We start from the raw sequence: 24,150 nt of genomic DNA, 5'->3' as shown, positions 1-24,150 counted from the left end.
ACCCGCCCGCGCCCGCCGTTATCACTTCCCCCAAATCCCCAACGAGAATTGCGAGCGTCGCCCCGATGATCCGCCTCTACCATGTCGCCCTCTCCCCGTTCTGCCGCAAGGTCCGCCTCACGCTCGCCGAGAAGAAGCTGGAGGTGGAACTGGTCGAGGAACGATACTGGGAGCAGCAGGCCGATTTCCTCCGTCGCAACCCGGCGGGCAAGGTGCCGGTGCTGAAGATGGACGGCATGATGATGGCCGAGAGTCAGGCGATCTGCGAATATATCGACGAGACGCATGCTGACGCGCCACTGATGCCGCGCGATCCCGCCGCACGCTACGAGGTGCGCCGCCTGTGCTCGTGGTTCGACGACAAGTTCAACACCGAAGTCACGCAGCGGATCATGGGCGAGCGGGTCTGGAAGAAGGTCCGCAAGGAAGGATATCCGGATAGCAAGACGGTCAAGGCGGGCCTGTCCGCGATCAAGTATCACCTCGATTACATGGGCTGGCTGCTGGAGCAGCGGCGCTGGCTTGCTGGCGACGTGATGACGCTTGCGGATTTCTCTGCGGCCGCGCATCTGAGCTGCCTCGATTATATCTCCGACGTGGACTGGAACCGACAAGAGGCCGTGAAGGACTGGTATGCGAAGATCAAGTCGCGCCCGGCCTTCCGCTCGCTTCTCGCCGATCAGCTGCCCGGCATGCCGCCCGCTCCGCAATATGCTGAGTTGGATTTCTGAGGGCTTCGCGCGCGCCGAGGGGGCTCTGCCCCCGCCGGCCTGCGGCGCGCCCCCCCCGGGATATTTGCACCAAGGCGAAGCCATGAATGCGGAGTTGAAAGCGCGGTTGATCGAGACGGCCCTTGCCGAGGGTTTCTCGAAGGCGCGCATCACCACGCCGGACGCGATCCCGCAGGCGGCCGAGCGGCTCGCCGCCTTTGTGGGTGCGGGCAGGCATGGCCAGATGGGCTGGATGGAAGAGCGGATGGGCTGGCGCGGCGATCCGGCGGCGCTGTGGTCCGAGGCACGCTCGGTCGTGATGCTGGCCGAGACCTACACGCCCGATTACGACCCGCTGGACCTGCTGGAGGCGCGCGATCGCGGGGTGATCTCTGCCTATGCGCAGGGCAAGGATTACCATGATCTGGTGAAGAAGAGGCTCAAGCGCGTCGGGCGCTGGTTGCTCGATCAGGCACCAGAGGGCGCGGAGATCAAGGTCTTCGTCGACACCGCCCCGGTGATGGAAAAGCCCTTGGGCGAGGCGTCGGGTCTCGGCTGGCAGGGCAAGCACACCAATCTTCTCGCGCGCGATCTGGGCAGCTGGTTCTTCCTCGGCGCGATCTTCACCACGGTGGAGCTGCCGCCCGACGTGCCGGAGATCAGCCATTGCGGGTCCTGCACGGCCTGTCTCGACATCTGCCCGACCGAGGCTTTTCCCGCGCCCTACCAGCTCGACGCACGGCGCTGCATCTCCTATCTGACGATCGAGCATAAGGGCCCGATCGACGAAGAGCTGCGCGCCAAGATGGGCAATCGCATCTATGGCTGCGACGATTGTCTGGCCGTCTGCCCATGGAACAAGTTCGCCGCAGAGGCGCGGGAGGCGCGCTATCACGGCGGCGTCGGCGCGCCGCCCCTGGCAGAACTGGCCGCACTCGACGATGCCGGGTTCCGGGCGCGGTTCTCGGGCTCGCCGATCAAGCGGATCGGGCGCGACCGTTTCCTGCGCAACGTGCTTTACGCGATCGGAAATTCCGGCGATCCGGCGCTGGCCGAGGCCGCGCGCCCGCACCTGAGCGATCCCGATCCGGTGGTGGCCGAGGCCGCGCGATGGGCTCTTGATCGGCTCGAGCGCGTCTCATGACGAAACCGATTGCCCCGATCCCGTCGCGGCCTATCTCATCGCGGTCATGATGCCCGTCACCACCCAGACCCCTCGCCCGCTCCTTGGAATCGCGCTGAAGCTCGGCACGGTTACGGGTTTCGTCATCATGCAGGCACTGATCAAATCGGTCTCCGACCGGGTGCCACCAGGCGAGGCAGTGTTCTTCCGCTCCTTCTTCGGCATTGTGCCGATCCTGCTCTGGCTGCTGTGGCGCGGTGAGTTGCAGGGCGGATTGCGGGTGGAGAAACCGATCAACCACGTCATGCGCGGCGTCGTGGGAACCACCGCGATGGCGCTGAGCTTCGCCGCGCTGGCCTTCCTGCCGCTGCCCGAGGCGACCGCGCTGGGCTATGCGGCACCACTGCTGACGGTCGTCTTCGCGGCGCTCTTGCTGGGCGAGACGGTGCGGATCTTCCGCTTCTCGGCGGTCGGGCTGGGGATGGTAGGTGTTCTGATCGTGCTGTGGCCCCGGCTGGGCGGCAGCGGACCCGAAGGCGGGGCGGAGGCGCTTGGCGCGGGGCTGGCGCTTGCGGGGGCCACATGCGCGGCGCTGGCGCAGATCCAGATCCGCCGCATGGTCGGCTCCGAGCGCACCTCCGCGATCGTGTTCTGGTTCTCCTGCACCGCCTCGGTGCTCTCACTGGCCTCGCTGCCCTTCGGCTGGGTGATGCCGACAGCGTGGGAAGCGACACTCCTGATCCTCGCGGGGCTGATCGGCGGCACCGGGCAGATCATGCTGACCTCGGCCTATCGCTTCGCCGATGCCTCGCTGGTGGCACCTTTCGATTATGCCTCGATGCTGCTGGCGCTGGTGATCGGCTATACGGTCTTCTCGGAAGTGCCGAGCCATGCCACCTTGGCGGGGGCTGCGCTGATCATCGTCGCTGGCATCGCGATCATTCTGCGCGAGCACTGGCTTGGGCTGGAGCGCAAGCGCGCGCGCAAGGCCGCGACGCCGCAGGGCTGAGCGCCGATCCGCCCGCGACAAAAAATCTCCTGTCATTGAAACACGACTCGGTCGAACCGTGTTATACTTAAAGGATCAGAGGCGATGACGAGAGGAGGAAGACATGTCCCGTCACATCATCGACCGCGCCGAACTCAAGGCCGAAGGGCCGCGCGTGAAGCGGTTTCTCGAACTGCAGCGGCGCGAAGGTATCCACCCGGCAATCAAGGAGCTCAGCAAGCGTGGGCGGCCGGATAACGGCGCGCGCATGAAACAGTTCCTGCGCATCGAACGGAACGAAGTCACCTGACCGTCCTGTCAGCGCTCGAGAGCATCGAAAACGCGAAAGGGCGTGCCGTCAAGCACGCCCTTCTGTTTTCTCAAAGCGTTACGTGGATCAGGTGCGCACGAGCTTTTCGTAGGTTTCTGCGATGTCGCGGGTCAGCGCGCCGACCTCGAAGTTGAACTCGCGGATCTGGCTGACCGGGGTCACCTCGGCGGCGGTTCCGGTGAGCCAGCACTGCTCGAACTCGGCCAGTTCAGTCGGCTCGATCAGGCGCTCGTGCACCTTGATACCCTTCTCTTCCAGCAGCCCGATCACCGTACGCCGCGTGATCCCGTTGAGGAAGACGTCAGCCTTGGGCGTGTGCACCTCGCCGTCCTTCACGAAGAAGATGTTCGCGCCGGTCGCCTCGGCGACGTAGCCACGCCAATCCATGAACAGCGCATCCGAGAAGCCGCGATCTTCGGCGGCGTGCTTCGACATGGTGCAGATCATGTAGAGACCGGCCGCCTTGGCCTCGGCCGGGATCGTGCGCGGGTCGGGGCGACGCCATTTCGCGATGTCGAGCTTGGCGCCCTTCATCTTCGCGTCCCCGTAATAGTTGCCCCATTCCCAGCCGGCGATCGCCAGACGCACGGGGTTCTTGCGCGCCGAGACGCCCATATCCTCGCCCGCGCCACGCCATGCGACCGCGCGCACATAGGCGTCGGTCCAGCCATTGGCCTTCAGCATGTCGTATTTCGCCTTCTCGATCTCTTCGACCGAATAGGGGATTTCCATATCGAGCAGCTGCGCCGACTTCCGCAGGCGGGCGGAATGCTCTTCGCCTTTGAAAATCTTGCCGTTGTAGCAACGTTCGCCTTCAAAGACGGAGGACGCGTAATGCAGCGCGTGGGTCAGGATGTGGACATTGGCGTCGCGCCAATCCACAAGCTGTCCATCCATCCAGATCTTGCCGTCACGATCCTCATACGAGCCCGACATCTTACTCTCCTTGCAGCCACGCCAATTTACGATTATTGCGCAATCTACGTCCGAAGTGGACATTTTCTTGCGCGAAAACTGCTTTGCGGTAACAGTTGAGTCTTGGAAAGTCAACAAGGCTGACATAAAGTCACGCAAAAGAGAGGGACGATATGGCAGATAGCGGCAGCCCCGGGGGCGAGACACTTCTTTTCCTGACGGACGAGCAATTGCGCAAGGGCATCGAAGCGATGTTCTTCGCCTATCGCGCCTTTACCGCCGACCCTGACCGACTGCTCGAAGAATACGGCTACGGACGCGCGCATCACCGCGCGCTGCATTTCATCAACCGCCAGCCGGGGCTGACGGTGACGACGCTGCTCGCAGTTCTGGGCGTAACCAAGCAATCACTCAACCGGGTGCTGCGCACGCTGATCGAGGACGGGCTGGTGGAAAGCCGCGTCGGTACCCGCGACAAGCGCGAGCGGCGATTGCATCTGACGGCCGAGGGCGAGACGCTGGAACGCGCACTGTCCGAGGCGCAGCGGGGGCGAATGCGCTCTGCCTATCGCGCGGCGGGGCCGCAGGCGGTGGCGGGTTTCCGGCAGGTGCTCGAGGCGATGATGGGCCCCGATCTGCACAAGCTCTATCAAATGATGAAAGACGACTGATGCCCTACTCGGCCGAACCTCATCTGCTTATCGTCGACGATGACGAACGCATCCGGACGCTGCTGAAAAGCTTTTTGCAGCGACACGGCTTTCTCGTCACTGCGGCGCGCGACGCGGGCCATGCGCGCTCGTTGCTGGCGGGGCTGGAGTTCAATCTGATCGTGATGGATGTGATGATGCCGGGCGAAGACGGGCTCAGCCTGACCCGTGACCTGCGCGGCAGATCGGTAAGCACGCCGATCCTGCTGCTGACCGCACGGGGCGAGACGCGCGAGCGGATCGAGGGGCTCGAAGCCGGCGCCGACGACTATCTCGCAAAGCCGTTCGAGCCGAAGGAACTGCTGCTGCGGATCAACGCGATCCTGCGCCGGGTTCCGCAGGAAACCGAGAGCGGCCCGAAATACCTCTCGCTGGGGCCGCTGAAATACGATCAGGACCGGGGCGAGCTGTGGGATGGCGACACGCCGGTGAAGCTGACCGCGACAGAGGTGCAGTTGATGCGCATCTTCGCGACTCATGCGGGCGACGTGGTCAGCCGCACGGAATTGATCGAGGAACTGGGCCGCGAGCGGGGGAATGGCGAAGAAGGCGGCGGCGACCGGGCGGTCGACGTGCAGATCACACGCCTGCGCCGCAAGATAGAGCGCGACCCGCGCGAACCCCGCTACCTGCAGACGGTGCGCGGTCTGGGCTACATGCTCGCGCCCGACTGAGCGGAGGCGGACACTACATCTTGATTGCGCCTCGCAGTGGCATGGCAGGCGGCGGTTCTGGTCAGTTCACGCTAAAGCATGTGAAACTTTTCCATGTTCAAAACGCCACGAATCGCTTTTCCTCAATCGGGAGCGGCATTTGTGCATTGAACTTGCCGGGCGCCCCCTTCCCCGGCACGCACGGCCATTGACCCGGGGTGATCTGTTGCAAGAGCGACATTTAACTGCCCCTCAGCACAAATTCAGTTGATTGTGTTCTGGACTGACAAATTCGTGATTGGTATGAGAGCGGCCATGTTTGGCGGCACCGCGCGACGTGCCCCGGCACGTCACTATCGGCCCCCTCGCGGGCCCGGGAAGGAGAGACAACGTGTCCCACGCAGATAATAACGCAGGCACCCGGAGGGATTTCCTCTACTACGCCACCGCCGGCACCGGCGCGGTGGTGACCGGCGCGGCCGTCTGGCCGCTGGTGAACCAGATGAATGCATCGGCCGACGTCAAGGCGCTCTCGTCGATCTTCGTCGACGTTTCCGGCGTCGAGCTCGGCACGCAGCTCACGGTGAAATGGCGCGGCAAGCCGGTCTTCATCCGCCGCCGCACCGAAGAAGAAATTCAATACGCCCGCGAGGTTCCGCTGTCCGAACTGGTCGACACCTCGGCCGAGAACGCGAACAAGCCGGGCGCCGAGGCGACCGACCAGAACCGCACCCTCGACGAGGCAGGCGAATGGCTGGTGATGATCGGCGTGTGCACCCACCTGGGCTGCGTGCCGATCGGCAACGAGTCGGGCGATTACCACGGCTGGTTCTGCCCCTGCCACGGGTCGCATTACGACTCCGCCGGCCGGATCCGCAAAGGTCCTGCCCCGCGCAACCTGAACATCCCGGTGGCCCAGTTCACCGATGACACCACGATCAAACTGGGCTGAGGAGGCAGTTAGATGTCGGGCATTCCCCACGACCATTACGAGCCCAAGACGGGCTTCGAAAAGTGGACGCACAAGCGTCTTCCCATCATCGGGCTGATCTACGACACGATCATGATCCCCACCCCCAAGAACCTGAACTGGTGGTGGATCTGGGGCATCGTGCTGGCGTTCTGCCTCGTGCTGCAGATCGTCACCGGCATCGTTCTGGTGATGCATTACACCCCGCATGTCGACCTGGCCTTCGCCTCGGTCGAGCACATCATGCGCGACGTGAATGGCGGCTACATGCTGCGCTACATCCACGCGAACGGCGCCTCGCTGTTCTTCCTCGCCGTCTATATCCACATTTTCCGCGGCCTTTATTACGGCTCCTACAAGGCGCCCCGCGAGATCACCTGGATCATCGGCATGATCATCTATCTGTGCATGATGGGCACGGCGTTCATGGGTTACGTTCTGCCCTGGGGCCAGATGTCCTTCTGGGGCGCGACGGTGATCACCGGCCTGTTCGGCGCGATCCCGGGCATCGGCGAGTCGATCCAGGCCTGGCTGCTCGGCGGCCCGGCGGTGGACAACGCGACGCTGAATCGCTTCTTCTCGCTGCACTACCTGCTGCCCTTCGTGATCGCAGCCCTGGTGATCGTGCATATCTGGGCCTTCCACACCACGGGCAACAACAACCCGACGGGCGTTCCGGTCCGCACCGGCTCGAAAGCGGAAGCGGAGAAGGACACCCTGCCCTTCTGGCCCTATTTCGTGATCAAGGACCTGTTCGCGCTCGCCGTGATCCTGCTGGTCTTCTCGGCTGTCGTGGGCTTCATGCCGAACTACCTCGGCCACCCCGACAACTACATCGAGGCGAACCCGCTGGCGACGCCCGCACACATCGTGCCCGAATGGTACTTCCTGCCGTTCTACGCGATCCTGCGCGCCTTCACCTCGGACGTCTGGGCCGTGATGTTCGTCAACTGGATCACCTTCGGTATCGTCGACGCCAAGTTCTTCGGCGTGCTCGCGATGTTCGGCGCGATCCTCGTGATGGCGCTGGCCCCGTGGCTCGACACCTCGAAGGTGCGTTCGGGCTCGTACCGCCCGATGTTCAAATGGTGGTTCTGGCTTCTGGCGATCGACTTCATGGTGCTGATGTGGGTGGGCGCGATGCCGACCGACGGGATTTATCCCTACATCTCGCTGATCGGCGCGACCTACTGGTTCGTCTATTTCCTCGTGATCCTGCCGCTCTTGGGCCTGATCGAGAAGCCGCAAGCGATGCCGGCGACGATCGAGGAAGACTTCAACCACCACTACAATATCAAACCGGCTGAATGAGTAAGGAAGAGGGACACAAAATGAAACATCTTCTGATCTCTGCCCTCTCGGCGCTGGTGATCGGGGCGAGCACCCTGGTCAACCCGGCGGTGGCGGCCGAAGGCGGCCATATCGAGGATATCAGCTTCTCCTTCGAGGGCCCCTTCGGGACCTTCGACCAGCAGCAGCTGCGTCGCGGCTTCCAGGTCTACCGGGAGGTCTGCTCGGCCTGCCACGGGCTGCGCTACGTCGCGTTCCGCACGCTGGCGGATCAGGGCGGCCCGATGATGGACCCGGCTTGGGTGCGTGCCTACGCGGCCGAGTTCACCGTGATGGACAAGGAAACCGGCGAAGAGCGCCCCGGCAAGGAGACGGACCACTTCCCGTTCATCTCCGGCATGGGCATGGGTCCGGACCTGTCGCTGATGGCGAAAGCGCGCGCGGGCTTCCACGGCCCCTACGGCCTCGGCATCAACCAGTTCTTCCGCGGCATCGGTGGCCCCGAATACATCCACGCGGTGCTCACCGGCTTCACCGGCGAGGAAAAGGAAGAAGCGGGCTCGATCTTCTACGAGAACCACGCCTTCCCGGGTGGCTGGATCGCGATGCCCCCTCCGCTCTCGGAAGACCTCATCGAGTATGAGGACGGCACGCCCGCAACCGTCGACCAGATGGCCCGGGACGTCTCCGCATTCCTGATGTGGACGGCCGAACCGAAGCTGGAATCGCGCAAGCGCTGGGGCTTCGTGGCGGTGATGATGCTGATCGTGCTGAGCACGCTGCTTTACCTGACCAACAAGAAGCTCTGGGCGCCCCACAAGGGTAAGCAGTTCGATCTGTAAGCCTGGGTCCGACCTGCTAGACTGATGAACGCCCCCTCGCCCGCGAGGGGGCGTTTTCCATTTCCCGGAGCCGCCCGATGTCTATCCCGCCGCCAGGCTTTGCGCCGCTGCCCGACCCGCCCTATTACGCGGTGATCTTCGCCTCTCTCCGCGGTGCACCCGACGACGGATATGGCGCGATGGCCGCGGAGATGGCCGCACTTGCCGCCCAGCAGCCCGGCTATCTCGGGGTGGAGAGCGCACGCGACAGGACAGGCTTCGGCCTCACCGTCAGCTACTGGGCCGACGAGACCGCTCTGATTGCGTGGAAGGCGGTGGCGAAGCACCAGCTCGCCCAACGCCTCGGCAAGGATCGCTGGTATCTCCACTACGCGCTGCGCGTCGCCAAGGTCGAACGGCAGTATTACGGTCCGGAGGGGCGCTGAACCGCGCCTGCCGCTGACGCCGCGCAATGTGGTTGCGCTCTTGGATGTCGGGGGCAAGCGGGCTATCTGGAAGGGGACACGAGGAGTAACAATGCCCGACATTTCCGACCTGCCGCATATCAGCCCCGCCTCCCGCGCCCCGCGTCTGTGCGTGCTGATCGACGCCGATAACGTGCCCGCCGGATATGCCGAAGCGATCTTCGAAGAGATCGCCTCGCTCGGCGAAGCCTCGGTGCGCCGGATCTACGGCGACTGGTCGGCGCAGCGCCTCGCGGGCTGGGCCAAGCGCGTCGCCGAACTCGGCCTCGTCGCGGATCAGCAATTTGCCAATACCAAGGGGAAGAACGCCTCCGATATCGGCCTCGTCATCGCAGCGATGGATTTCCTGCATTCCGACCTGTTCGATGGTTTCGTGCTGGTCTCCTCGGACAGCGACTTCACCCGCCTCGCCGCTCGCATCCGCGAACAGGGGCTCGATGTCTACGGCATCGGCGAGCAGAAGACCCCCGAAGCCTTCCGCAAGGCCTGTAAACGCTTCATCTATGTCGAGAACCTCGGCAATGGCGAGAGCACCGCGGAGACCGCGACCAAGCCCGCCTCGGACAAGACCAGCGCCGCCGCCCCGAAATCCTCGAGTGGCAAGCAGGAGCCGAAGGCCGCGATCCCGATCATCGTCAACGCGATGAAGGCGATCGGTCTGGAAGAGGAATGGTATTCGCTGGGCCAGCTCGGTCAGTTCATCACGCAGGCAAACCCGGATTTCGACACCCGCACCTATGGCAGCGCGAAACTTTCCGACCTGCTGATCAAGACGGGCCGTTTCCAGCTGCAGCGCGGCGAAGGCAATCAGTGGATGGTGCGCGATCTGGCCTGATCGGGCCAGATCGGTCCGCGCTCAGGTGGGGACGCCGTAGCGCGCAAGGAACATCGCGACCGCGCCGCGGATCACGCGCTCTTTCTCTTCACGGCTGAAGCTGTCGCAAATCCCGAACAGCAGCTTCGGATGCAGTTCCGACTTGCACAGCTCGATGAACAGATAAGCGGCGAGGTCGATATCGTCGATCACCAGCTCGCCCCGCTCCACCGCGCAGCGCAGGTAATCCATCAGCAATTCGTGCACCAGCGCCGGCCCCGCCGCGTAAAAGGCGCGGCCAAGCTCGGGGAACCGCTCGGATTCGGAAACGCAGAGCCGGTAGAGCCCTTCGTTCATCTTGCAGCTCATCGACTCGACGATCTGCGACGCGGCAAGCGAAAGCACCACTTCGGGGGCTGCGCCGAAATCGATCGTGGCGACGGCGCTGTCCGTCTGCTCTTTCAGTTGCGAGCGCACGACTTCGACGAACATCAGCCGTTTGTCGGGGAAATAGCTGTAGAGCGTGGCTTTCGACACGCCCGCTTCCTTGGCGATATCGTCGACCGAGGCCCCATCGAACCCGTCGCGCAGAAAGATCGTGCGCGCGCCTTCGAGCACCTGGTCGAATTTGCGTCCGCGATTGATCTGATCTGCCTGCGACATCTGTCCTCCGGTTCCGGGAAACGACCCCCGGGGTCCGCAGAATAAACCGCGCGGTTTATATCCCGCAAGGTCGCACAACGTCACGTCATGGCGGCACGCGCGCGGCAATCCGCTAAAGCTCCCGCCCTGTTTCGGCTTGGCACCAAATATCCCGGGGGGCTCCGCAGGAGCGGGGGCAGAGCCCCTCTTTTCTCGGTCATCTCGCCTTCCATCGACGGGGGCGGCGCCCCTCAGCCGATCGTGCCGCGAATACCGCCGGTCTGCGCCCGGTCCATCAGGAACTGGTCAAGGATCACGCAAGCCATCATCGCCTCGGCCACCGGTACCGCGCGGATGCCGACGCAGGGATCGTGGCGGCCCTTGGTGATCACCTCCACCTCTTCGCCCGCGACATTGACCGAGCGACGCGGCGTCAGGATCGACGAGGTCGGCTTGATCGCGAAGCGCACCGTGATCGGCTGGCCGGTGGTGATCCCGCCCAAGATACCGCCCGCGCGATTCGAAAGATATTCGACACCATCGGCGCCCATTACCATCTCGTCGGCATTCTCCACGCCGGTCAGCGCCGCCGCGGCCATGCCCTCGCCGATCTCGACGCCCTTGACCGCGTTGATCGACATCATCGCGGCGGCCAGCTCGGTATCCATCTTGGCGTAGATCGGCGCGCCCAGCCCCGCCGGGCAGCCCTCGGCCACCACCTCGATCGCAGCGCCCACCGAATTCTGGCCCTTGCGGATCGCCGCGAGGTAATCGGCCCATTCATCCACTGCTTCGGCGTCGGGCAGGAAGAACGGGTTCTGCAGGATCGCGTTGCGGTCGAACTTCGCGCGATCGAGATGTTTCGCGCCCATCTGCACCATGTAGCCGTAGATCTGCAGATCGGGGACCAACTGGCGAAGCGCGGCCTGCGCCACACCGCCAGCCGCCACCCGCGCCGCCGTCTCGCGCGCGCTCGAGCGCCCGCCGCCGCGATAGTCGCGGATACCGTATTTCTGGTGATAGGTGATATCGGCATGGCCGGGGCGGAACTGCCGCGCGATCTCGCCATAATCCTTCGAGCGCTGATCGGTATTCTCGATCATCAGCTGGATCGTCGTGCCGGTCGTCTTGCCCTCGAACACGCCCGAGAGGATACGCACCGCGTCAGGCTCCTTGCGCTGGGTCGTCTCCTTCGACTGGCCCGGACGGCGACGGTCGAGGAATTGCTGGATGAACGCCTCGTCGATCTCGATGCCGGGCGGGCAGCCATCCACCGTCGCGCCAAGCGCAGGCCCGTGGCTTTCGCCCCAGGTGGTGACGCGGAACTGATGACCGAAAGTGTTGAACGACATGGGACGCGCGCCTCGCAGGTTTCCTTCGGCGCTGGCTTAGCAAGTCGGGGGCTGCGAGGCAACGTGCATGGCAGCGGGGCGACACTCTCTCAAAGCGCGTAGCGCCCCTACTCCACCGCGCGGATCAGCTTGCGCTCGAGCACGCGCAGCACCTGGCGCAGATCATGGCCGCGCCGCAGCACCTGCCCCTGCTGACCGATCACCGCATATTGCCCCTGTTTCGCACGCAGCGCGGGCCGCTTCTCGATCCGGTAGATCGGCACTTCGGCGGCGCGGCGAAAGATCGAGAAAACCGCGACATCGCGCAAGAAGCTCATCCCGTAATCGCGCCACTCCCCGGCCGCGACGGCGCGCCCGTAAAGTGACAGGATCACGCCAAGCTCGGAGCGGTCGAAAGCGATCTGCTCCGGTGCGCCGGAAGGGTTCGGATAGGGGGAAGGCGTTTGAACCGTCATTTACAAAGGGTACATCGCGCGCGGCGCAAATCAAGCCCACCCGCGCTAAGGTTGAACGCGCCTTCGCCGCGCCGGATTATGACCTAGAAAAAGCCTGATTTCCTGCGCCTTCCTGCCGGGTTTCATCGACATCCTGTAGTCAGCGGAAAACGCTAAAGCCCGACGGTGCGGTTAACAGCCCCCACCCAGTACGTATCGTCGGGCGCTTTTCCCTCCTGCAGAAAAAGCCCCGCGTCCTGGTCAGACACGGGGCTCTTTCATGTGCAGAGCATCAGCGCCCCCCTGCCTAGTAGCAGCGCACCGCGTCGATCGTGCCGTTCTCGTCGATCTCGAAATTCACCCGGCCGGGGGCGTAATCCATCGTCACCGCGTCGCCCGGATGAATGATGCGATGCGGCCGCGCGAGATCGAGCGCCGCCAGCACGGTTTCAGGCCGCCCTTGGAGCGCCGCGAGCCCGGGCGGCGGACAGGTTCCCGCGCCGGGCGGGCCCGACCGAGGCGGCGAAACGCGGGGTTGGCAGGCCGCCAACCCGAACGCTGCGACCCCTAACGTGACAATGAGCCCGATCCGCGCCCTGCCGCGCTCCATCAGGCTCACCCGCAATCGATGTTGTAGACGTTCCCGCGCGAGTCGAGACGAAACACGACGCGCTGCGGGTTGTAGACTTGATCCTCGACGCCGCGCCATTCGACGATGCGATAGGGTTTGGTAATCCCGAGCGTCCGGATCTGCGCCGCCGGCTGACCCAGAACCGAGGTATATTTCACCGCCCCGCAAGTGTCGGGCTCACGCTCCTGCAAACCGCCCTTCGTGACGCTCACCGGGGGGGTGACATAGGGCGCGGGCGCATAGGGCTGGGGCGCGGGGTATGCCCCATCGGTGGGTGTCTCGCTCATCGGACCGGCGGGGTCGCAGGCCGCAAGCGCCAGCATCGACCCCATGACGAAAAATCGTTTCAACATGTCGCACCCTTCATTGCATTGGCCGCGCCGATAACGCAGGCTCTCTCCGAATTTATACAAGGAGTATGCGCTTATGAGAACCCGTGCCGCAGTCGCGCTCGAAGCGGGAAAACCGCTCGAAATCATGGAAGTGGAACTGGACGGCCCGAAAGCGGGCGAAGTGCTCGTCGAAATCAAGGCAACCGGTATCTGCCACACGGACGAATTCACCCGCTCTGGCGCCGATCCCGAAGGCATCTTCCCGACCATCCTCGGCCATGAGGGTGCGGGCGTCGTGCTCGAAGTCGGCGAAGGTGTCACCACGCTGAAGCCGGGCGACCACGTGATCCCGCTCTACACGCCGGAATGTCGCGAATGCCCGTCCTGCCTGTCGGGCAAGACGAACCTCTGCACCGCGATCCGCAACACGCAAGGTCAGGGCCTGATGCCGGACGGCACGACGCGCTTCAAGATGCTCGATGGCACGCCGATCTATCACTACATGGGCTGCTCGACCTTCGCGAACCACACCGTGATGCCCGAGATCGCGCTCGCCAAGGTCCGTGACGACGCGCCGTTCGACAAGATTTGCTATATCGGCTGCGGCGTCACCACCGGCATCGGCGCGGTAATCAACACTGCAGGCGTCGAGATCGGCTCGACCGCTGCCGTCTTCGGCCTCGGCGGGATCGGTCTGAACGTGATCCAAGGTCTGCGCATGGCGGGTGCCGATATGATCATCGGCGTCGATCTGAACGACGCGAAAGAGGAAATGGCGCGCAAGTTCGGCATGACCCATTTCGTGAATCCCTCGAAGCTCGACCACTCGGTCACGCAGGAAATCATCAACCTGACCAAGACCGAGCGCGACCAGATCGGCGGCGTGGATTACTCCTTCGACGCAACCGGCAACGTGAACGTCATGCGCGACGCGCTCGAGTGCTCGCATCGCGGCTGGGGCGTCTCGGTCATCATCGGCGTCGCACCCGCGGGCGCGGAAATCTCCACCCGCCCGTTCCAGCTCGTCACGGGCCGGACATGGAAAGGCACCGCTTTCGGCGGCGCCAAGGGCCGCACCGATGTGCCGAAATTCGTCGAATGGTACATGAACGACAAGATCGAGATCGACTCGATGATCACCCACACTATGCCGCTCGAAGACATCAACAAGGCCTTCGATCTGATGCATGCGGGCGAGTCGATCCGCTCGGTCGTGATCTACTGACCCCAAGGCCGGGGGGGCGCTGCCCCCGGCCCCCCGGGATATTTCCAGCAAGCCCGAAGCGCAGACCGTTTCGGGCTTGTTCAAATATCCCCGGGTGAATTCGCGCCAGCGAAGAGGGGCAGAGCCCCTACTCTCCTAGATAGTCCCGTAGCGCGGGCGGCGGATCGTCGAGAAGCGGCCCGGTCGCTTGCGGCGCATGGGCGCGGCCCTCGGCCACCAGAACCGTCTGCGGGCAGAGCGCACGCGCATCCTCGGGATCGTGGCTGACCATCAGGACCGTCGTGCCCTGTTCGCGGGCGATCTCGGCCACCAGAGCCAGCATCTCGGATTTCAGCGCCGGACCAAGGGCTGCGAAGGGCTCATCCAGCAGCAGGATCGGGCGACCGCGGAGCAACGTCCGCGCCAGGCCTGCGCGGCTTTGCTGCCCGCCCGACAGTGCGCCGGGTTTGCGCCTCTCCATCCCCTCAAGGCCCACACGCGCCAGCGCCGTCTCGATCCGGGCGCGATCGGTGGCGTCGATCTTGCCTTTCGGGTTCAAGCCAAGCGCGAGGTTGGTCTCCAGCCGCAGATGCGGGAAGAGGTTCTGATCCTGAAACAGGATCGAGAGCGGACGCTCGCCGGGGGGCGCCGCGGTGATGTCCTCGCCGCACCAGAGCACCCGCCCCCGGGTCGGCCCAAGAAACCCCGCAAGTACCGAGAGCAGCGTCGACTTGCCCGCCCCCGAGGGGCCAATCAGCGCGACCCGCGCGCCGGCCGGGATCGTGAAATCGGCTTCGAGGCGGAAATCGCCCTGTTCGATCAGAAGCTTATCGAGGGTCAGCATAATGCCCCGCGCGGTCGAGCGCCCAGAAGAGCGCGAAAGTGAGGATCAGCAGCAGGCTCGCAGCGCCCGCCGCCTGATCCAAGCGATAAGAGCCCATGAGCTGGAAAAGCGCCAGCGGAAGGGTGCGGGTCTGGCCATCCGAGAACAGCGTGATGACGCCCAGATCGCCCATCGAGAAGGCCGCGGCCAGCCCCGCCGAGAACCCCAGCGGCCGGGCAAGGCGCGGAACCGTCAGCAGACGAAGCCGGGCAATGCCGCGCAGCCCGAGCGAGGCGGCGAGCCGGTCGTAATCGGCCTGCAGCGTGCGGATCTCGGGCATCAGGATGCGGGTAGCAAAAGGCACCGATAGCGCGGCGTTGGTCAGCAGCACCATTGGCAGCGCGAGGCTCGTCGGGTTCACGAAGGGCCGCGCGATCAGGAAGGCGCCGGTGCCCATCACGAGGCTCGACGCTGTCATCGGCAGCATCGCCGCGATCTCCGCCCAGCGCTGCCGGGTCGCCACCAGTGCGAGCGGCAGGGCGATGGCGAGCGTCACAACCGTGGAGAGCAGCGCGATCACCAAAGAGGTCAGCGTCGCGGGCCAGACCATCTCGGGCAGGTTGGCCACCGCCGGGATGCCCCGGGCGAAAACGGTGCCGATGGGAAGCAGCAGGAAGGCGCTTGCGAGCCCGATCGCGAGCGCGTCGAAGAGCGCACGCCCTATCCCGCCGGACAGCTGCGGGATCGGCGCGGCGCGGCGGTCATGCCCCGCGCCGAAACTCGACGGCAGGGTGGCGCGCGCCGCGATCAGCAGCGCCGCGACCGAGATCGCGACCTGCACCAGCGCAAGGCTCGCCGCGCGGCCCATGTCGAAATCGAAGCGGAAGGCCTGATAGATCGCCAGCTCCACCGTGGTCGCGCGCGGCCCGCCGCCAAGGGTCAGGGCCACCGCGAAGGACGTCAGGCAGACGAGGAAGATCGCAAGGAACGCTCCGGGCAGCACGCTGCGCAGCATCGGACGTTCGAGGTGACGCGTGACCTCCGCAGGGCCGAAGCCGAGGGTCGCGGCAAGGCGAAACCGCTCGGCCGGGATCGCCTCCCAGCCGTGCAGGATCATCCGGGTCGCAAGCGGCAGGTTGAAGAAAACATGGGCCACGATGACGCCCTGCGCGCCGTAGATCGAAATCGGATCGATGCCGAGCGGGGCGAGGGCCGCATTGACCAGCCCGCGCCGCCCGAAGACCGCGATCAGCCCGAAGACCGCGACGATCACCGGCAGGATGAAGGGAGCCCCCAGGAGCGAAATCAGCAGTCCGCGCCCGGCGAAGCGGCGGCGATGCAGCGCACGGGCGACCGGCACCGCCAGCGCGCAGGAGATCAGCGCCGAGGCCGCCGCCTGCCAGAGCGTGAAGCGGATCGCGGCGAGATCGGTTTCGCGCAAGCCGGTCAGCCCGCCTGCCCGGAGCGCCACTGCCGCCAAAGTGCCAAGGACAAGCGCGGCCAAAGCCGCACCCGCCAGCACCGCCCAGATGGGCGTGCCTCTTATCTGGAGAAGGCGCGTTGCCATTCTTCCAGCGCCGGACCGCGCAGTTTCTCGGCCTCGGTCTCACCCAGATAGAGCGTCTTGTCGGGCATCGGGAGTTTCTGGAACACTTCCGGCAGCTGATCGTGGGGCAGTTTCGCCGGGAAGGACCAGTTCGCCGTCGCGATCATGCCTTGGAAATCGGGGCTGAGCACGTAATCCATGAATTTCTGCGCCAGCTCGGGATGTTTCGAGGTCTTGAGCTGCGCGACCAGTTCGGGGGTGAAGTAATGCCCCTCGGGGAAGATCGCGGCGGCCTTGGAGTCGTCGTCCTCGGCCATGATGTGATAGGCGGGCGAGGTGACATAGCTCAGTACCATATCCGCCTCGCCATCGGTGAACATGCCGTAGGCCTCCGACCAGCCCGGCGTCACGGTCAGCACCTTGGGCGCGATTTTCGTCCACGCCTCTTCGGCCTTGTCGCCATAGATGTCCTTCACCCAGAGCAACAACGACAGACCCGCGACCGAACTGCGCGGATCCTCGATGACGATCTTGTAGGCGTCGTCGGGCGCATCCAGCAGATTCTGGAAGCTCGTGGGCGGGTTCTTCAGCTTGGTCTTGTCATAGACGAAGGCCAGTTCAGACCAGTCGAAAGGCAGGAAGATCGGATCGTTCCACTTGACCGGCATGGTCAGGTCGGAGGTGTCTTCGTTATGCGGGGCGAACAGGCCGCTGGCGCGCGCCTTCGCGGTCACGTCGGTGTTCAGACCGATCGCGACATCGGCGGAGGTCTTGTCACCTTCGAGCAGGATGCGCGGCAGCACGTCGCCCGCCACGAATTTCAGATCGCAATCGCAGGTCGCCTCGAACCCCTTCTCGATCGCGGGGCCGGGGCCCCATTCGCTCGTGAAATAATCAGGCGCATAGACGGTGAGCACGGGCTTGTCCTCGGCCGCCGCCATCGTGGCGATCAGGCTCAGGGCTCCCGCAAGCATCAGGTGGGTTTTCATGCCTCACTCCTTGGGCTTGCCGGGCGGAGTGGGGCCGGACTATCCGGCTACCTTCCCTCCGCCGGTCTTAACCGGTTCAGGTTCAACGGGTTCGCGCGGATCGCATCTCAGCCAGCCTTGCGCTGGCACCCCGAGGTAGGGCGCAACCTAAGCGCGCGGGGCTTCGGACGCAAGGGCAAGTAGGCACCGCGCCCCTGATCCGCGCCCGGACGCTCTGGCGAGTTCCCGCCAGTGACGACCCGCGCCGGATTTCAATGGCTTGCAACTGCGCGCGGGGCGACGCAGGCTCGATCCGGAACGGATTTGGGAGGAACCGATGCGCATTACCCTGACGGCGGCCCTTATGGCCGCGACCGCCCTGCCCGCCTTGGCCGACACGATCGAGGCGCCGGGCAAGATCACGGCCGTGACGCTCTTTCCGCAGGGCGCGCAGGTGGTGCGGCAGGTGGAGGTGAAGGCGCCCGAGGGCAGCCATGACCTGCTGGTTCCGGGGTTTCCCGAAGGCACCGACATCTCGACGCTGCGGGTGTCGGGTGACGGTGTGCAGATCGGCGCGGTGAGCCTGATCTCAGGGCGCGCGCCGGCGACCAGCGGAACCGAAAGCGCGGCGGTGAAGGCTGCGCGTGACCGGCTGGCCTCTGCAAAGGAAGCCCTTGCGGAAAAGGAAGACGCGGTGGCCGTGATCCGCGCCAAGGCGCAGGCCGCGCGCGACCAGATCACATATCTCAAGAACACCGACTCGCAGGTCACCGCGCCCGAACAGCTGCGCGCGCTGGCGCAGATGGTGGAGGATCAGATTCTCTCGGCCACCGAACGCGCAATCGCCGCCGAAGCGGAAGCGCGCCGCGCGGAAGCCGCGCTCGACCCCGCGAAAGAGGCGGTGAAGCAGGCGCGAGCGGCGCTCGATGCGCTGCTGAACCCGGCGAAAGATCGAGAGATGCTCAGCGCGAAGGTGCAGGGCTCGGGCACGCTGACGATCACCTCTTACGTTAACAATGCCGGGTGGCAGCCCTCCTATGATCTGCGGCTGGACCGCGACAAGGGCGCGGTGGATATGGAGCGCTTCGTCTCGGTCCATCAGGCCACCGGCGAGGACTGGCGTAACGTCGACCTGACGCTCTCGACCGCTCGCCCCGGTGGGCGCGCAGAGCCGGGCGAAGTCTATCCGCGCCTCGCGCACATCGGCGACCCGGATGCGCCGCCCGCACCGGTGCCGATGAAGCGCTCCCTCGCGGCATCGGATGGCGCCGCCGCGCCGATGGCGGAAGCAGCGATCAGCGACCGCGCCGATCTTCAGATGCAGGGCGAAACGGTGACCTACCATTACCCGAGCGCGGTCGATCTGCGCGACGGGGTCGACGATCTCCGCCTGAGCCTCGATTCCAAGACCCTCCCGATGGAGGTCTTCGCCGAAGCCGCCCCGCTGACCGATCCGCAGGCCTATCGCGTGGCCGAGGGCAAGAACGAGACCGGCGAGATCCTGTTGCCCGGCCCCGCGAACCTCTATGCCGATGGCGCGCTGGTCGGCCAGTCGCATCTGCCGATGGTGGCGGCAGGGGATGACCTGACGCTGGGCTTCGGGCCGATCGAGGGCATTCGCGTGGACCGCCGCATGCCCGACACGATGGAGGGCGATAGCGGCTTCATTTCCAAGTCGAACGAGCGCCGCGAAGTCGTCGAGATCGAGGTGAAGAACCTGACGGACAAAGGCTGGCCGATGCGGGTGATCGACCGGGTACCCTATTCCGAACAGGAAGACCTGAAAATCACCACCAAGGCGACCCCGCCCGCGAGCGAGACCGATTACGACCATCGCCGCGGCGTGCTCGCATGGCGCTTCGATCTGGGCGCGGACGAGACCAAGACGATCCGCACCGAGACCACGCTGAGTTGGCCCACCGACAAGGTGCTGCGCTAGGTCAGCGTAACGCAAAGGCCTCCGCGCGCGATCAGGCTGCGTTTCGCGGGTTCGCCGCAGCCCGCAGTTTCGCGAGCAACGCTGGCGACAGGCGCAGGAACCCGCGCGCGGGCGGTTCGGCCTTCGCCGCCTCGGGGGGCTGTGTCTCTGCACCGCCGGTCTTTTCGGTCGCCTTGGCCGCCTTCTCCTCCGGCACGGCTTGCGCCCCCGCCGCCTGCGCCGCGGCATACTCGGCGGCGGCGGCCTGTGCCGTCACCGTTTCCGCCGCGCCCTGCCCAGACCTCGCGCCGACGATCTTGGTGCGCCCGCCATCATCCCCCGGAAACGGCGCGGCGAAGCGCAGCACCAACTCCGTCATGCTCGGCCCGATCTCGTCGAGCAGCAACAGGAAGCGGTTCGTCGGCCAGGCATGCAGAGCCAGCGCGCCCCCGCCCGCAAGCCGCAGCACGAAGCCCGCATCCCGCAGCCGATGTTGCAGATCGAACCAATCGCGCGCCTGATCCAGCGCCGCTTGCACCGCCGCCATTTCCGGCAGCGGCTCTTTCGTGGTGTGGAGGGCGGAGGTTGGCTCCTCCGCCAGCCCCTCCTGCAGGACGCGCCGGATCAGCTCTGCCGGAGGCAGGCCGAACGCGCGCGCCTCCGCCGCAATGCGATCGATCATATCGAGCGGCAGCCGCAGGGAGACGAGACGATGCTGGCAATGCGGTCGGGATGCAGGTGACATGTCGGGTCAAAGCTCGTTGGCGTGGGCGGGGTACCCGCAGCCTCGCGCATCAAGCTTAACAGCCCGTGAATGCCAATTGGTTTTCCCCAAGGCGGAGCAATCGACCTCGCGAAGGGGGTCAACGAATTTGCAGAGCCTCAGAGCCTCTCGAACCGATCCGAGCCGGAGACGTATTGCTCGAGCGTACCCTCGCCGATGTCGTGGCGCAGCCCGTGCAGCGTCATCCGATCGGCGTCGAGCGCCTCGCGCACGAAGGGGAAAGTCATCAGGTTCTCGAGGCTGACTTTCACGGCCTCACGCTCGAGCGCCAGCACCTGCTGATCCTCGGGCAGGTCGGTGACGCGCTCGTAGCCGGGACGCAGAAGGTTCAGCCAGGTGCCGACGAAAGAGCTTTTCTCCTCCAGTTCCGGCGCATGCCCCGAACACATCGCGTGGCAGCCCGCGATGCCGCCGCAATTGCTGTGGCCCAACACGATCAGATGCGCGACCTTCAGGCTGGTCACGGCATATTCGACCGCCGCCGACGTGCCATGGTGATCGCCATCGGGCGTGAATTCCGGCACGAGGTTCGCGATATTGCGGTGGATGAAGAACTCACCCTGATCGGCACCGAACATCGAGGTGACATGCACGCGACTGTCGCAGCAGGCGATGATCATCGAGCGCGGACGCTGCCCTTCGGAGGCGAGACGGCGATACCAGGCGCGGTTCTCGTCATACGCAGTCGCGTGCCATCCCTGATAACGGTTCACAAGGTAGCTCGGCAGCGGCTTCACATGCTCTCTCATCGGTCCCCCGGTGTTTTTGGGTCTGGTGTCTCGCGTCTTATCGCAGCGTCAAATACCGCGATGCAGGCCGGGTTACGAGAGGTTTCTCCGCGTCGCTCAATGAAATCTTGAGACCTGTCGGCCATATTGCCGCCCGGGTGATGGCGAAATCAAAGGGGAGTGTCGTGGTGACACAGGTGTCTCGTTTGCGTTGCAAGGAACGGATGTCGCTGGATACGACGCGGCTATCGGTGCTCTACGTGGAGCTGGGACAGGTCGATGCGGAGCGGGTCATCTGCGCCACGGTCGAGGATCTCGCCGTGCAACTCGCCGCCTTGGAAGAAGCCGCGAAATCGCGCCAACGCGCCAAGATGCGGTGCGCAATCGTCAAGGTGATCGACCTCTCGGAACATGTGGGTCTGGTGTCGATGGTGCGCACCGCCCGCGACCTGTCCGAGTGTATCGCGACCGGCGATGCGGTGGCGCAGGCGGCGGTAATGGCGCGGCTGGGCCGGATCGCGGAACGATCTCTTACCGAGGTCTGGGACATCGGCGGCCTGTCCTCCTGAAGTGCGCGCAATCGGGCCTTGCGGGCAGGCGCCGCGGCGCTAGGCTCTGGGGCGAAGAAACCACCAGAGCCAAGGAGCCGCCCCCATGAGCGCAGACGCACCCGCAGATTTTTCCTTTCTCGCCCCGCGCCCGGCAATGCGCTTCGCCGAAGCCGACGCGCCTGCCCGCGCACTGATCGCCGTCGCGCCCGAGGATATGGAGCAGGCCCTGGCCGATCTGCCGCCCGCGCAGCGCGCCTTCGTCGAGGCAACGGGGTTCAAGGCGAAGGCGGGCCAGGTCGCACTTCTGCCGGGGGCGGACGGCGCGGAGGCGGCGCTGCTGGGCCTCGGGACCGCGGCGGCACGGGCAAGAGAGCGGTTCTCGCTGGCGCGCGCGGCGTCGACCCTTCCCGAAGGCGCGTGGCGGATCGAGGGCGATTTGCCGGAATCTTTGAAGGCAGAGACGGCGCTCGGCTGGCTGCTCGCAGGTTATCGGTTCGACCGCTACGCCGAAGCCGCAGCGCCGAAAGCGCGGCTGGTTTGCCCGGACGGGATGGATGCTGCGCAGATCGAGGCCGTCGCCGAGGGCGAGGCTTTTACTCGTGACCTGATCAACACCCCCGCCTCCGACATGGGACCGGAGGAACTGGAGGGCGCGGCGCGCCTGCTGGCCGACCGCCACGGCGCTGAGGTCAAGGTCGTGAAGGGCGACGACCTTCTGACGCAGAACTTCCCTATGATCCACGCCGTCGGCCGCGCCTCGCCGCGCACGCCGCGGCTGATCGAGTTGAGTTGGGGCAGCGAAGGGCCGGCGTTGACGCTGGTCGGCAAAGGCGTCTGTTTCGACACCGGGGGGCTGAACCTGAAGCCCGGCGCCTCGATGGGGCTTATGAAGAAGGATATGGGCGGCTCGGCCACCGTAATGGGGCTCGCGCATATGATCATGGCGACCGGCGCGAAGATGCGCCTGCGGGTGCTGGTCCCGGCGGTCGAGAACTCGGTCGGCGGCGACAGTTTCCGCCCCGGCGACATCCTGACCAGCCGCAAGGGGCTGACCGTCGAGATCAACAATACCGATGCCGAGGGACGGCTGGTGCTGGCCGATGCGCTGGCCTATGCCGATGAAACCCCACCTGACCTGATGGTCTGCATGGCAACGTTGACGGGGGCTGCGCGGGTCGCACTTGGGCCGGACATTCACCCGTTCTACACCGATGACGAGGGCGTCGCGCAGGCTTTGGCGAAGGCCTCGGGGGCGGTGGCCGATCCGCTCTGGCGGATGCCGTTCTGGGCGCCCTACGAGGCGAAGATCGAACCCGGCATAGCCGATCTGGATAACGCGCCCTCGGGCGGCATGGCGGGCTCTATCACCGCGGCACTCTTCTTGCGCCGCTTCGTGACCGAGACCAAGCGCTTCGCCCATTTCGACATCTACGGCTGGCAGCCCGCCGCCGCCCCCGCCCGGCCGAAAGGCGGCGTCGGTCAAGGCGCGCGGGCGATCTTCGCGGCTCTGCCCGAGTTGCTGAAATGACCGACCGTCGCCGCCTGCCCTTTTCGGGTGCTTTCGCGCTGGAGGCGCTGCGAGGACAGGTCGAGGCCGAGGGTTTCACCCACGGGATGCCCGCGCGGATCATCGTACCCGTGACCGATCTCTGCCCCGAGCCCGGCAGCCTGCGCGACCGACAGCTTCTTTTCGGAGCCGAGGTGACGGTGATCGATCAGCGCGACGGCTTCGCCTTCGTGCAGGCGGCATGGGACGGCTATTGCGGTTGGATTGCCGCTGACGCCTTCGCCACGCCCGAGCCCGCCACGCATGTCGTCACCGCGCCCGCCACGCATGTCTATCGCGAGGCGGCGATCAAGCGCGGCGAAGTGATGCAGCTCTCGATGGGCGCGCGGCTGGCGGTGACGGGGGAAACCGGCATGTTCGCGGTGACCGCCGAGGGCTTCGTTCCGCGGCAGCATCTGCGCGCGCTCGATCGGCCCGGGGACGATCCCCTCGCGGTGGCCGAGCGACTGCTGGGCACGCCCTATCTCTGGGGCGGCAACAGCCGCGCGGGGATCGACTGCTCGGGTCTGGTGCAGATCGGCTTCGCGCTGTGCGGGCAATCCGTGCCGGGCGACAGCGATCTTCAATGGGCGGAGATGGGCGAGACCGTGCCCGAAGGTGCGCCCCTGCGACGTGGTGACCTGCTGTTCTGGAAAGGCCATGTCGCGCTCGCCTGCGATGGCGAGACGATGATCCATGCCAACGGCAAAACGATGAGCGTGGCCTGTGAGAGCATCGAGGCCGCCAAGGCACGTATCGCGGCAGCGGGCGAAGGGCCGTATCTCGGGGTTAAGCGGGTCGTGCGGTAGATCTTCCTGGCGCGGGGCGACCAACCCGGGCCGTGCCCGACCCTCCCCCCGGGAGGGCGCATTGGCGATGGC

General features: G+C 65.4%; 27 protein-coding genes and 1 riboswitch. Of the genes, 16 read left to right on the top strand and 11 right to left on the bottom strand.

What is annotated here, in order from left to right:
• Positions 1–65: 65 nt before the first annotated feature.
• The 4 genes from B6V73_RS06705 (at position 66) to B6V73_RS06690 (ending at position 3,131) form a co-directional block, all read left to right on the top strand.
• Complete coding sequence (locus tag B6V73_RS06705; protein WP_075775693.1) at positions 66–731, top strand: glutathione S-transferase family protein; 666 nt, start codon at positions 66–68, stop codon at positions 729–731.
• 82 nt (positions 732–813) lie between these two features.
• Positions 814–1,854 (top strand): tRNA epoxyqueuosine(34) reductase QueG, encoded by a 1,041-nt coding sequence (queG, locus tag B6V73_RS06700; RefSeq protein ID WP_088724848.1) that lies wholly within the window; start codon positions 814–816, stop codon positions 1,852–1,854.
• Between the two features lie 46 nt (positions 1,855–1,900).
• Positions 1,901–2,842 carry a DMT family transporter gene (locus B6V73_RS06695; RefSeq protein WP_075775751.1) on the top strand — a complete coding sequence of 314 codons (942 nt, stop codon included), beginning with the start codon at positions 1,901–1,903 and terminating at the stop codon, positions 2,840–2,842.
• Between the two features lie 103 nt (positions 2,843–2,945).
• Positions 2,946–3,131 carry a hypothetical protein gene (locus B6V73_RS06690; protein ID WP_075775695.1) on the top strand — a complete coding sequence of 62 codons (186 nt, stop codon included), beginning with the start codon at positions 2,946–2,948 and terminating at the stop codon, positions 3,129–3,131.
• An 87-nt stretch (positions 3,132–3,218) separates the two neighbouring features.
• Here B6V73_RS06690 and B6V73_RS06685 read toward each other — a convergent pair whose 3' ends face one another.
• Positions 3,219–4,088, bottom strand: a complete 870-nt coding sequence (locus B6V73_RS06685) for a branched-chain amino acid aminotransferase (protein ID WP_075775696.1) — start codon at positions 4,086–4,088, stop codon at positions 3,219–3,221.
• Between the two features lie 152 nt (positions 4,089–4,240).
• On the opposite strand from B6V73_RS06685, the gene B6V73_RS06680 reads away from it, so the two are divergent.
• The 7 genes from B6V73_RS06680 to B6V73_RS06650 all read left to right on the top strand — a co-directional run bounded on the left by B6V73_RS06680 (position 4,241) and on the right by B6V73_RS06650 (position 9,831).
• Positions 4,241–4,738 (top strand): MarR family transcriptional regulator, encoded by a 498-nt coding sequence (locus tag B6V73_RS06680; RefSeq protein WP_075775697.1) that lies wholly within the window; start codon positions 4,241–4,243, stop codon positions 4,736–4,738.
• The gene (locus B6V73_RS06675) at positions 4,738–5,451 is read left to right on the top strand and encodes a response regulator transcription factor (protein WP_088720151.1); all 714 of its coding nucleotides are present in this window, start codon (positions 4,738–4,740) and stop codon (positions 5,449–5,451) included. The genes B6V73_RS06680 and B6V73_RS06675 overlap by 1 nt, the downstream gene beginning before the upstream one ends.
• A gap of 370 nt (positions 5,452–5,821) precedes the next feature.
• On the top strand, positions 5,822–6,382 hold the full coding sequence (gene petA, locus B6V73_RS06670) for a ubiquinol-cytochrome c reductase iron-sulfur subunit (RefSeq protein ID WP_075775699.1): 561 nt from the start codon (positions 5,822–5,824) through the stop codon (positions 6,380–6,382).
• 12 nt (positions 6,383–6,394) lie between these two features.
• Complete coding sequence (petB, locus tag B6V73_RS06665; protein WP_075775700.1) at positions 6,395–7,711, top strand: cytochrome b; 1,317 nt, start codon at positions 6,395–6,397, stop codon at positions 7,709–7,711.
• A 20-nt stretch (positions 7,712–7,731) separates the two neighbouring features.
• Positions 7,732–8,532, top strand: coding sequence for a cytochrome c1 (locus tag B6V73_RS06660; RefSeq protein ID WP_075775701.1), 801 nt, complete (start codon positions 7,732–7,734; stop codon positions 8,530–8,532).
• A gap of 77 nt (positions 8,533–8,609) precedes the next feature.
• Positions 8,610–8,957 carry an antibiotic biosynthesis monooxygenase gene (locus B6V73_RS06655; RefSeq protein ID WP_088724847.1) on the top strand — a complete coding sequence of 116 codons (348 nt, stop codon included), beginning with the start codon at positions 8,610–8,612 and terminating at the stop codon, positions 8,955–8,957.
• Between the two features lie 91 nt (positions 8,958–9,048).
• Complete coding sequence (locus tag B6V73_RS06650) at positions 9,049–9,831, top strand: NYN domain-containing protein (protein ID WP_075775703.1); 783 nt, start codon at positions 9,049–9,051, stop codon at positions 9,829–9,831.
• A 21-nt stretch (positions 9,832–9,852) separates the two neighbouring features.
• Here B6V73_RS06650 and B6V73_RS06645 read toward each other — a convergent pair whose 3' ends face one another.
• The 5 genes from B6V73_RS06645 to B6V73_RS06625 form a co-directional block, all read right to left on the bottom strand.
• Complete coding sequence (locus B6V73_RS06645; RefSeq protein ID WP_075775704.1) at positions 9,853–10,473, bottom strand: TetR/AcrR family transcriptional regulator; 621 nt, start codon at positions 10,471–10,473, stop codon at positions 9,853–9,855.
• Between the two features lie 230 nt (positions 10,474–10,703).
• Positions 10,704–11,804 (bottom strand): chorismate synthase, encoded by a 1,101-nt coding sequence (gene aroC, locus B6V73_RS06640; protein WP_088724846.1) that lies wholly within the window; start codon positions 11,802–11,804, stop codon positions 10,704–10,706.
• Between the two features lie 107 nt (positions 11,805–11,911).
• Positions 11,912–12,259 carry a DUF2794 domain-containing protein gene (locus B6V73_RS06635; protein ID WP_075775706.1) on the bottom strand — a complete coding sequence of 116 codons (348 nt, stop codon included), beginning with the start codon at positions 12,257–12,259 and terminating at the stop codon, positions 11,912–11,914.
• A gap of 286 nt (positions 12,260–12,545) precedes the next feature.
• A complete protein-coding gene (locus B6V73_RS06630; RefSeq protein ID WP_088722541.1) occupies positions 12,546–12,848 on the bottom strand; it encodes an I78 family peptidase inhibitor in 303 nt (100 codons plus the stop codon).
• A gap of 5 nt (positions 12,849–12,853) precedes the next feature.
• The gene (locus tag B6V73_RS06625) at positions 12,854–13,222 is read right to left on the bottom strand and encodes an I78 family peptidase inhibitor (RefSeq protein WP_088720148.1); all 369 of its coding nucleotides are present in this window, start codon (positions 13,220–13,222) and stop codon (positions 12,854–12,856) included.
• A gap of 73 nt (positions 13,223–13,295) precedes the next feature.
• Here B6V73_RS06625 and B6V73_RS06620 point away from each other — a divergent pair, with 73 nt between their 5' ends.
• Entirely contained in the window at positions 13,296–14,426 is a 1,131-nt protein-coding gene (locus B6V73_RS06620; protein WP_088724845.1) for an S-(hydroxymethyl)glutathione dehydrogenase/class III alcohol dehydrogenase, read from the top strand.
• 127 nt (positions 14,427–14,553) lie between these two features.
• Here B6V73_RS06620 and B6V73_RS06615 read toward each other — a convergent pair whose 3' ends face one another.
• The 3 genes from B6V73_RS06615 to thiB are packed head-to-tail and all read right to left on the bottom strand — an operon-like array spanning position 14,554 to position 17,763.
• Complete coding sequence (locus B6V73_RS06615; RefSeq protein WP_088724844.1) at positions 14,554–15,249, bottom strand: ATP-binding cassette domain-containing protein; 696 nt, start codon at positions 15,247–15,249, stop codon at positions 14,554–14,556.
• The gene (locus B6V73_RS06610; RefSeq protein WP_088724843.1) at positions 15,233–16,795 is read right to left on the bottom strand and encodes a thiamine/thiamine pyrophosphate ABC transporter permease ThiP; all 1,563 of its coding nucleotides are present in this window, start codon (positions 16,793–16,795) and stop codon (positions 15,233–15,235) included. Before B6V73_RS06610 ends, B6V73_RS06615 begins: the two co-directional genes overlap by 17 nt.
• Entirely contained in the window at positions 16,771–17,763 is a 993-nt protein-coding gene (gene thiB, locus B6V73_RS06605; RefSeq protein ID WP_088724842.1) for a thiamine ABC transporter substrate binding subunit, read from the bottom strand. The genes B6V73_RS06610 and thiB overlap by 25 nt, the downstream gene beginning before the upstream one ends.
• A gap of 36 nt (positions 17,764–17,799) precedes the next feature.
• Positions 17,800–17,906: riboswitch (TPP riboswitch) on the bottom strand.
• Positions 17,907–18,079: 173 nt separating this feature from the next.
• Between thiB and B6V73_RS06600 the strand changes: the two genes are divergently transcribed.
• Positions 18,080–19,681, top strand: coding sequence for a DUF4139 domain-containing protein (locus B6V73_RS06600; RefSeq protein WP_088724841.1), 1,602 nt, complete (start codon positions 18,080–18,082; stop codon positions 19,679–19,681).
• 31 nt (positions 19,682–19,712) lie between these two features.
• Here B6V73_RS06600 and B6V73_RS06595 read toward each other — a convergent pair whose 3' ends face one another.
• Together B6V73_RS06595 and B6V73_RS06590 are read right to left on the bottom strand one after the other, a co-directional pair.
• Positions 19,713–20,405, bottom strand: coding sequence for a hypothetical protein (locus B6V73_RS06595; protein ID WP_088724840.1), 693 nt, complete (start codon positions 20,403–20,405; stop codon positions 19,713–19,715).
• A gap of 137 nt (positions 20,406–20,542) precedes the next feature.
• Positions 20,543–21,193 (bottom strand): carbonic anhydrase, encoded by a 651-nt coding sequence (locus tag B6V73_RS06590; RefSeq protein ID WP_088722534.1) that lies wholly within the window; start codon positions 21,191–21,193, stop codon positions 20,543–20,545.
• Between the two features lie 167 nt (positions 21,194–21,360).
• On the opposite strand from B6V73_RS06590, the gene B6V73_RS06585 reads away from it, so the two are divergent.
• The 3 genes from B6V73_RS06585 (at position 21,361) to B6V73_RS06575 (ending at position 24,078) form a co-directional block, all read left to right on the top strand.
• Complete coding sequence (locus B6V73_RS06585; protein ID WP_143597880.1) at positions 21,361–21,741, top strand: hypothetical protein; 381 nt, start codon at positions 21,361–21,363, stop codon at positions 21,739–21,741.
• An 85-nt stretch (positions 21,742–21,826) separates the two neighbouring features.
• The gene (locus B6V73_RS06580; protein ID WP_240504111.1) at positions 21,827–23,251 is read left to right on the top strand and encodes a leucyl aminopeptidase family protein; all 1,425 of its coding nucleotides are present in this window, start codon (positions 21,827–21,829) and stop codon (positions 23,249–23,251) included.
• A complete protein-coding gene (locus B6V73_RS06575; protein WP_088724839.1) occupies positions 23,248–24,078 on the top strand; it encodes a C40 family peptidase in 831 nt (276 codons plus the stop codon). Before B6V73_RS06580 ends, B6V73_RS06575 begins: the two co-directional genes overlap by 4 nt.
• The last annotated feature ends 72 nt before the right edge of the window (positions 24,079–24,150 follow it).

This window comes from Thioclava sp. JM3, from assembly GCF_002213185.1.
Classification (GTDB): Bacteria; Pseudomonadota; Alphaproteobacteria; order Rhodobacterales; family Rhodobacteraceae; genus Thioclava; species Thioclava nitratireducens.
This window is presented reverse-complemented; position numbering and strand designations above follow the sequence as displayed.

Bases quoted from the DNA above. Each gene is read 5' to 3' on its own strand.
- B6V73_RS06685 (WP_075775696.1), bottom strand. From the start codon at position 4,088: ATGTCGGGCTCGTATGAGGATCGTGACGGCAAGATCTGGATGGATGGA.
- B6V73_RS06650 (WP_075775703.1), top strand. From the start codon at position 9,049: ATGCCCGACATTTCCGACCTGCCGCATATCAGCCCCGCCTCCCGCGCC.
- B6V73_RS06630 (WP_088722541.1), bottom strand. From the start codon at position 12,848: ATGGAGCGCGGCAGGGCGCGGATCGGGCTCATTGTCACGTTAGGGGTC.
- B6V73_RS06610 (WP_088724843.1), bottom strand. From the start codon at position 16,795: ATGGCAACGCGCCTTCTCCAGATAAGAGGCACGCCCATCTGGGCGGTG.
- B6V73_RS06620 (WP_088724845.1), top strand. From the start codon at position 13,296: ATGAGAACCCGTGCCGCAGTCGCGCTCGAAGCGGGAAAACCGCTCGAA.
- queG (WP_088724848.1), top strand. From the start codon at position 814: ATGAATGCGGAGTTGAAAGCGCGGTTGATCGAGACGGCCCTTGCCGAG.
- B6V73_RS06675 (WP_088720151.1), top strand. From the start codon at position 4,738: ATGCCCTACTCGGCCGAACCTCATCTGCTTATCGTCGACGATGACGAA.
- B6V73_RS06695 (WP_075775751.1), top strand. From the start codon at position 1,901: ATGATGCCCGTCACCACCCAGACCCCTCGCCCGCTCCTTGGAATCGCG.
- B6V73_RS06705 (WP_075775693.1), top strand. From the start codon at position 66: ATGATCCGCCTCTACCATGTCGCCCTCTCCCCGTTCTGCCGCAAGGTC.
- B6V73_RS06580 (WP_240504111.1), top strand. From the start codon at position 21,827: ATGAGCGCAGACGCACCCGCAGATTTTTCCTTTCTCGCCCCGCGCCCG.
- B6V73_RS06655 (WP_088724847.1), top strand. From the start codon at position 8,610: ATGTCTATCCCGCCGCCAGGCTTTGCGCCGCTGCCCGACCCGCCCTAT.
- B6V73_RS06575 (WP_088724839.1), top strand. From the start codon at position 23,248: ATGACCGACCGTCGCCGCCTGCCCTTTTCGGGTGCTTTCGCGCTGGAG.
- B6V73_RS06600 (WP_088724841.1), top strand. From the start codon at position 18,080: ATGCGCATTACCCTGACGGCGGCCCTTATGGCCGCGACCGCCCTGCCC.
- B6V73_RS06625 (WP_088720148.1), bottom strand. From the start codon at position 13,222: ATGTTGAAACGATTTTTCGTCATGGGGTCGATGCTGGCGCTTGCGGCC.
- B6V73_RS06680 (WP_075775697.1), top strand. From the start codon at position 4,241: ATGGCAGATAGCGGCAGCCCCGGGGGCGAGACACTTCTTTTCCTGACG.
- thiB (WP_088724842.1), bottom strand. From the start codon at position 17,763: ATGAAAACCCACCTGATGCTTGCGGGAGCCCTGAGCCTGATCGCCACG.
- B6V73_RS06690 (WP_075775695.1), top strand. From the start codon at position 2,946: ATGTCCCGTCACATCATCGACCGCGCCGAACTCAAGGCCGAAGGGCCG.
- aroC (WP_088724846.1), bottom strand. From the start codon at position 11,804: ATGTCGTTCAACACTTTCGGTCATCAGTTCCGCGTCACCACCTGGGGC.
- B6V73_RS06590 (WP_088722534.1), bottom strand. From the start codon at position 21,193: ATGAGAGAGCATGTGAAGCCGCTGCCGAGCTACCTTGTGAACCGTTAT.
- B6V73_RS06615 (WP_088724844.1), bottom strand. From the start codon at position 15,249: ATGCTGACCCTCGATAAGCTTCTGATCGAACAGGGCGATTTCCGCCTC.
- B6V73_RS06660 (WP_075775701.1), top strand. From the start codon at position 7,732: ATGAAACATCTTCTGATCTCTGCCCTCTCGGCGCTGGTGATCGGGGCG.
- B6V73_RS06645 (WP_075775704.1), bottom strand. From the start codon at position 10,473: ATGTCGCAGGCAGATCAGATCAATCGCGGACGCAAATTCGACCAGGTG.
- B6V73_RS06635 (WP_075775706.1), bottom strand. From the start codon at position 12,259: ATGACGGTTCAAACGCCTTCCCCCTATCCGAACCCTTCCGGCGCACCG.
- petB (WP_075775700.1), top strand. From the start codon at position 6,395: ATGTCGGGCATTCCCCACGACCATTACGAGCCCAAGACGGGCTTCGAA.
- B6V73_RS06595 (WP_088724840.1), bottom strand. From the start codon at position 20,405: ATGTCACCTGCATCCCGACCGCATTGCCAGCATCGTCTCGTCTCCCTG.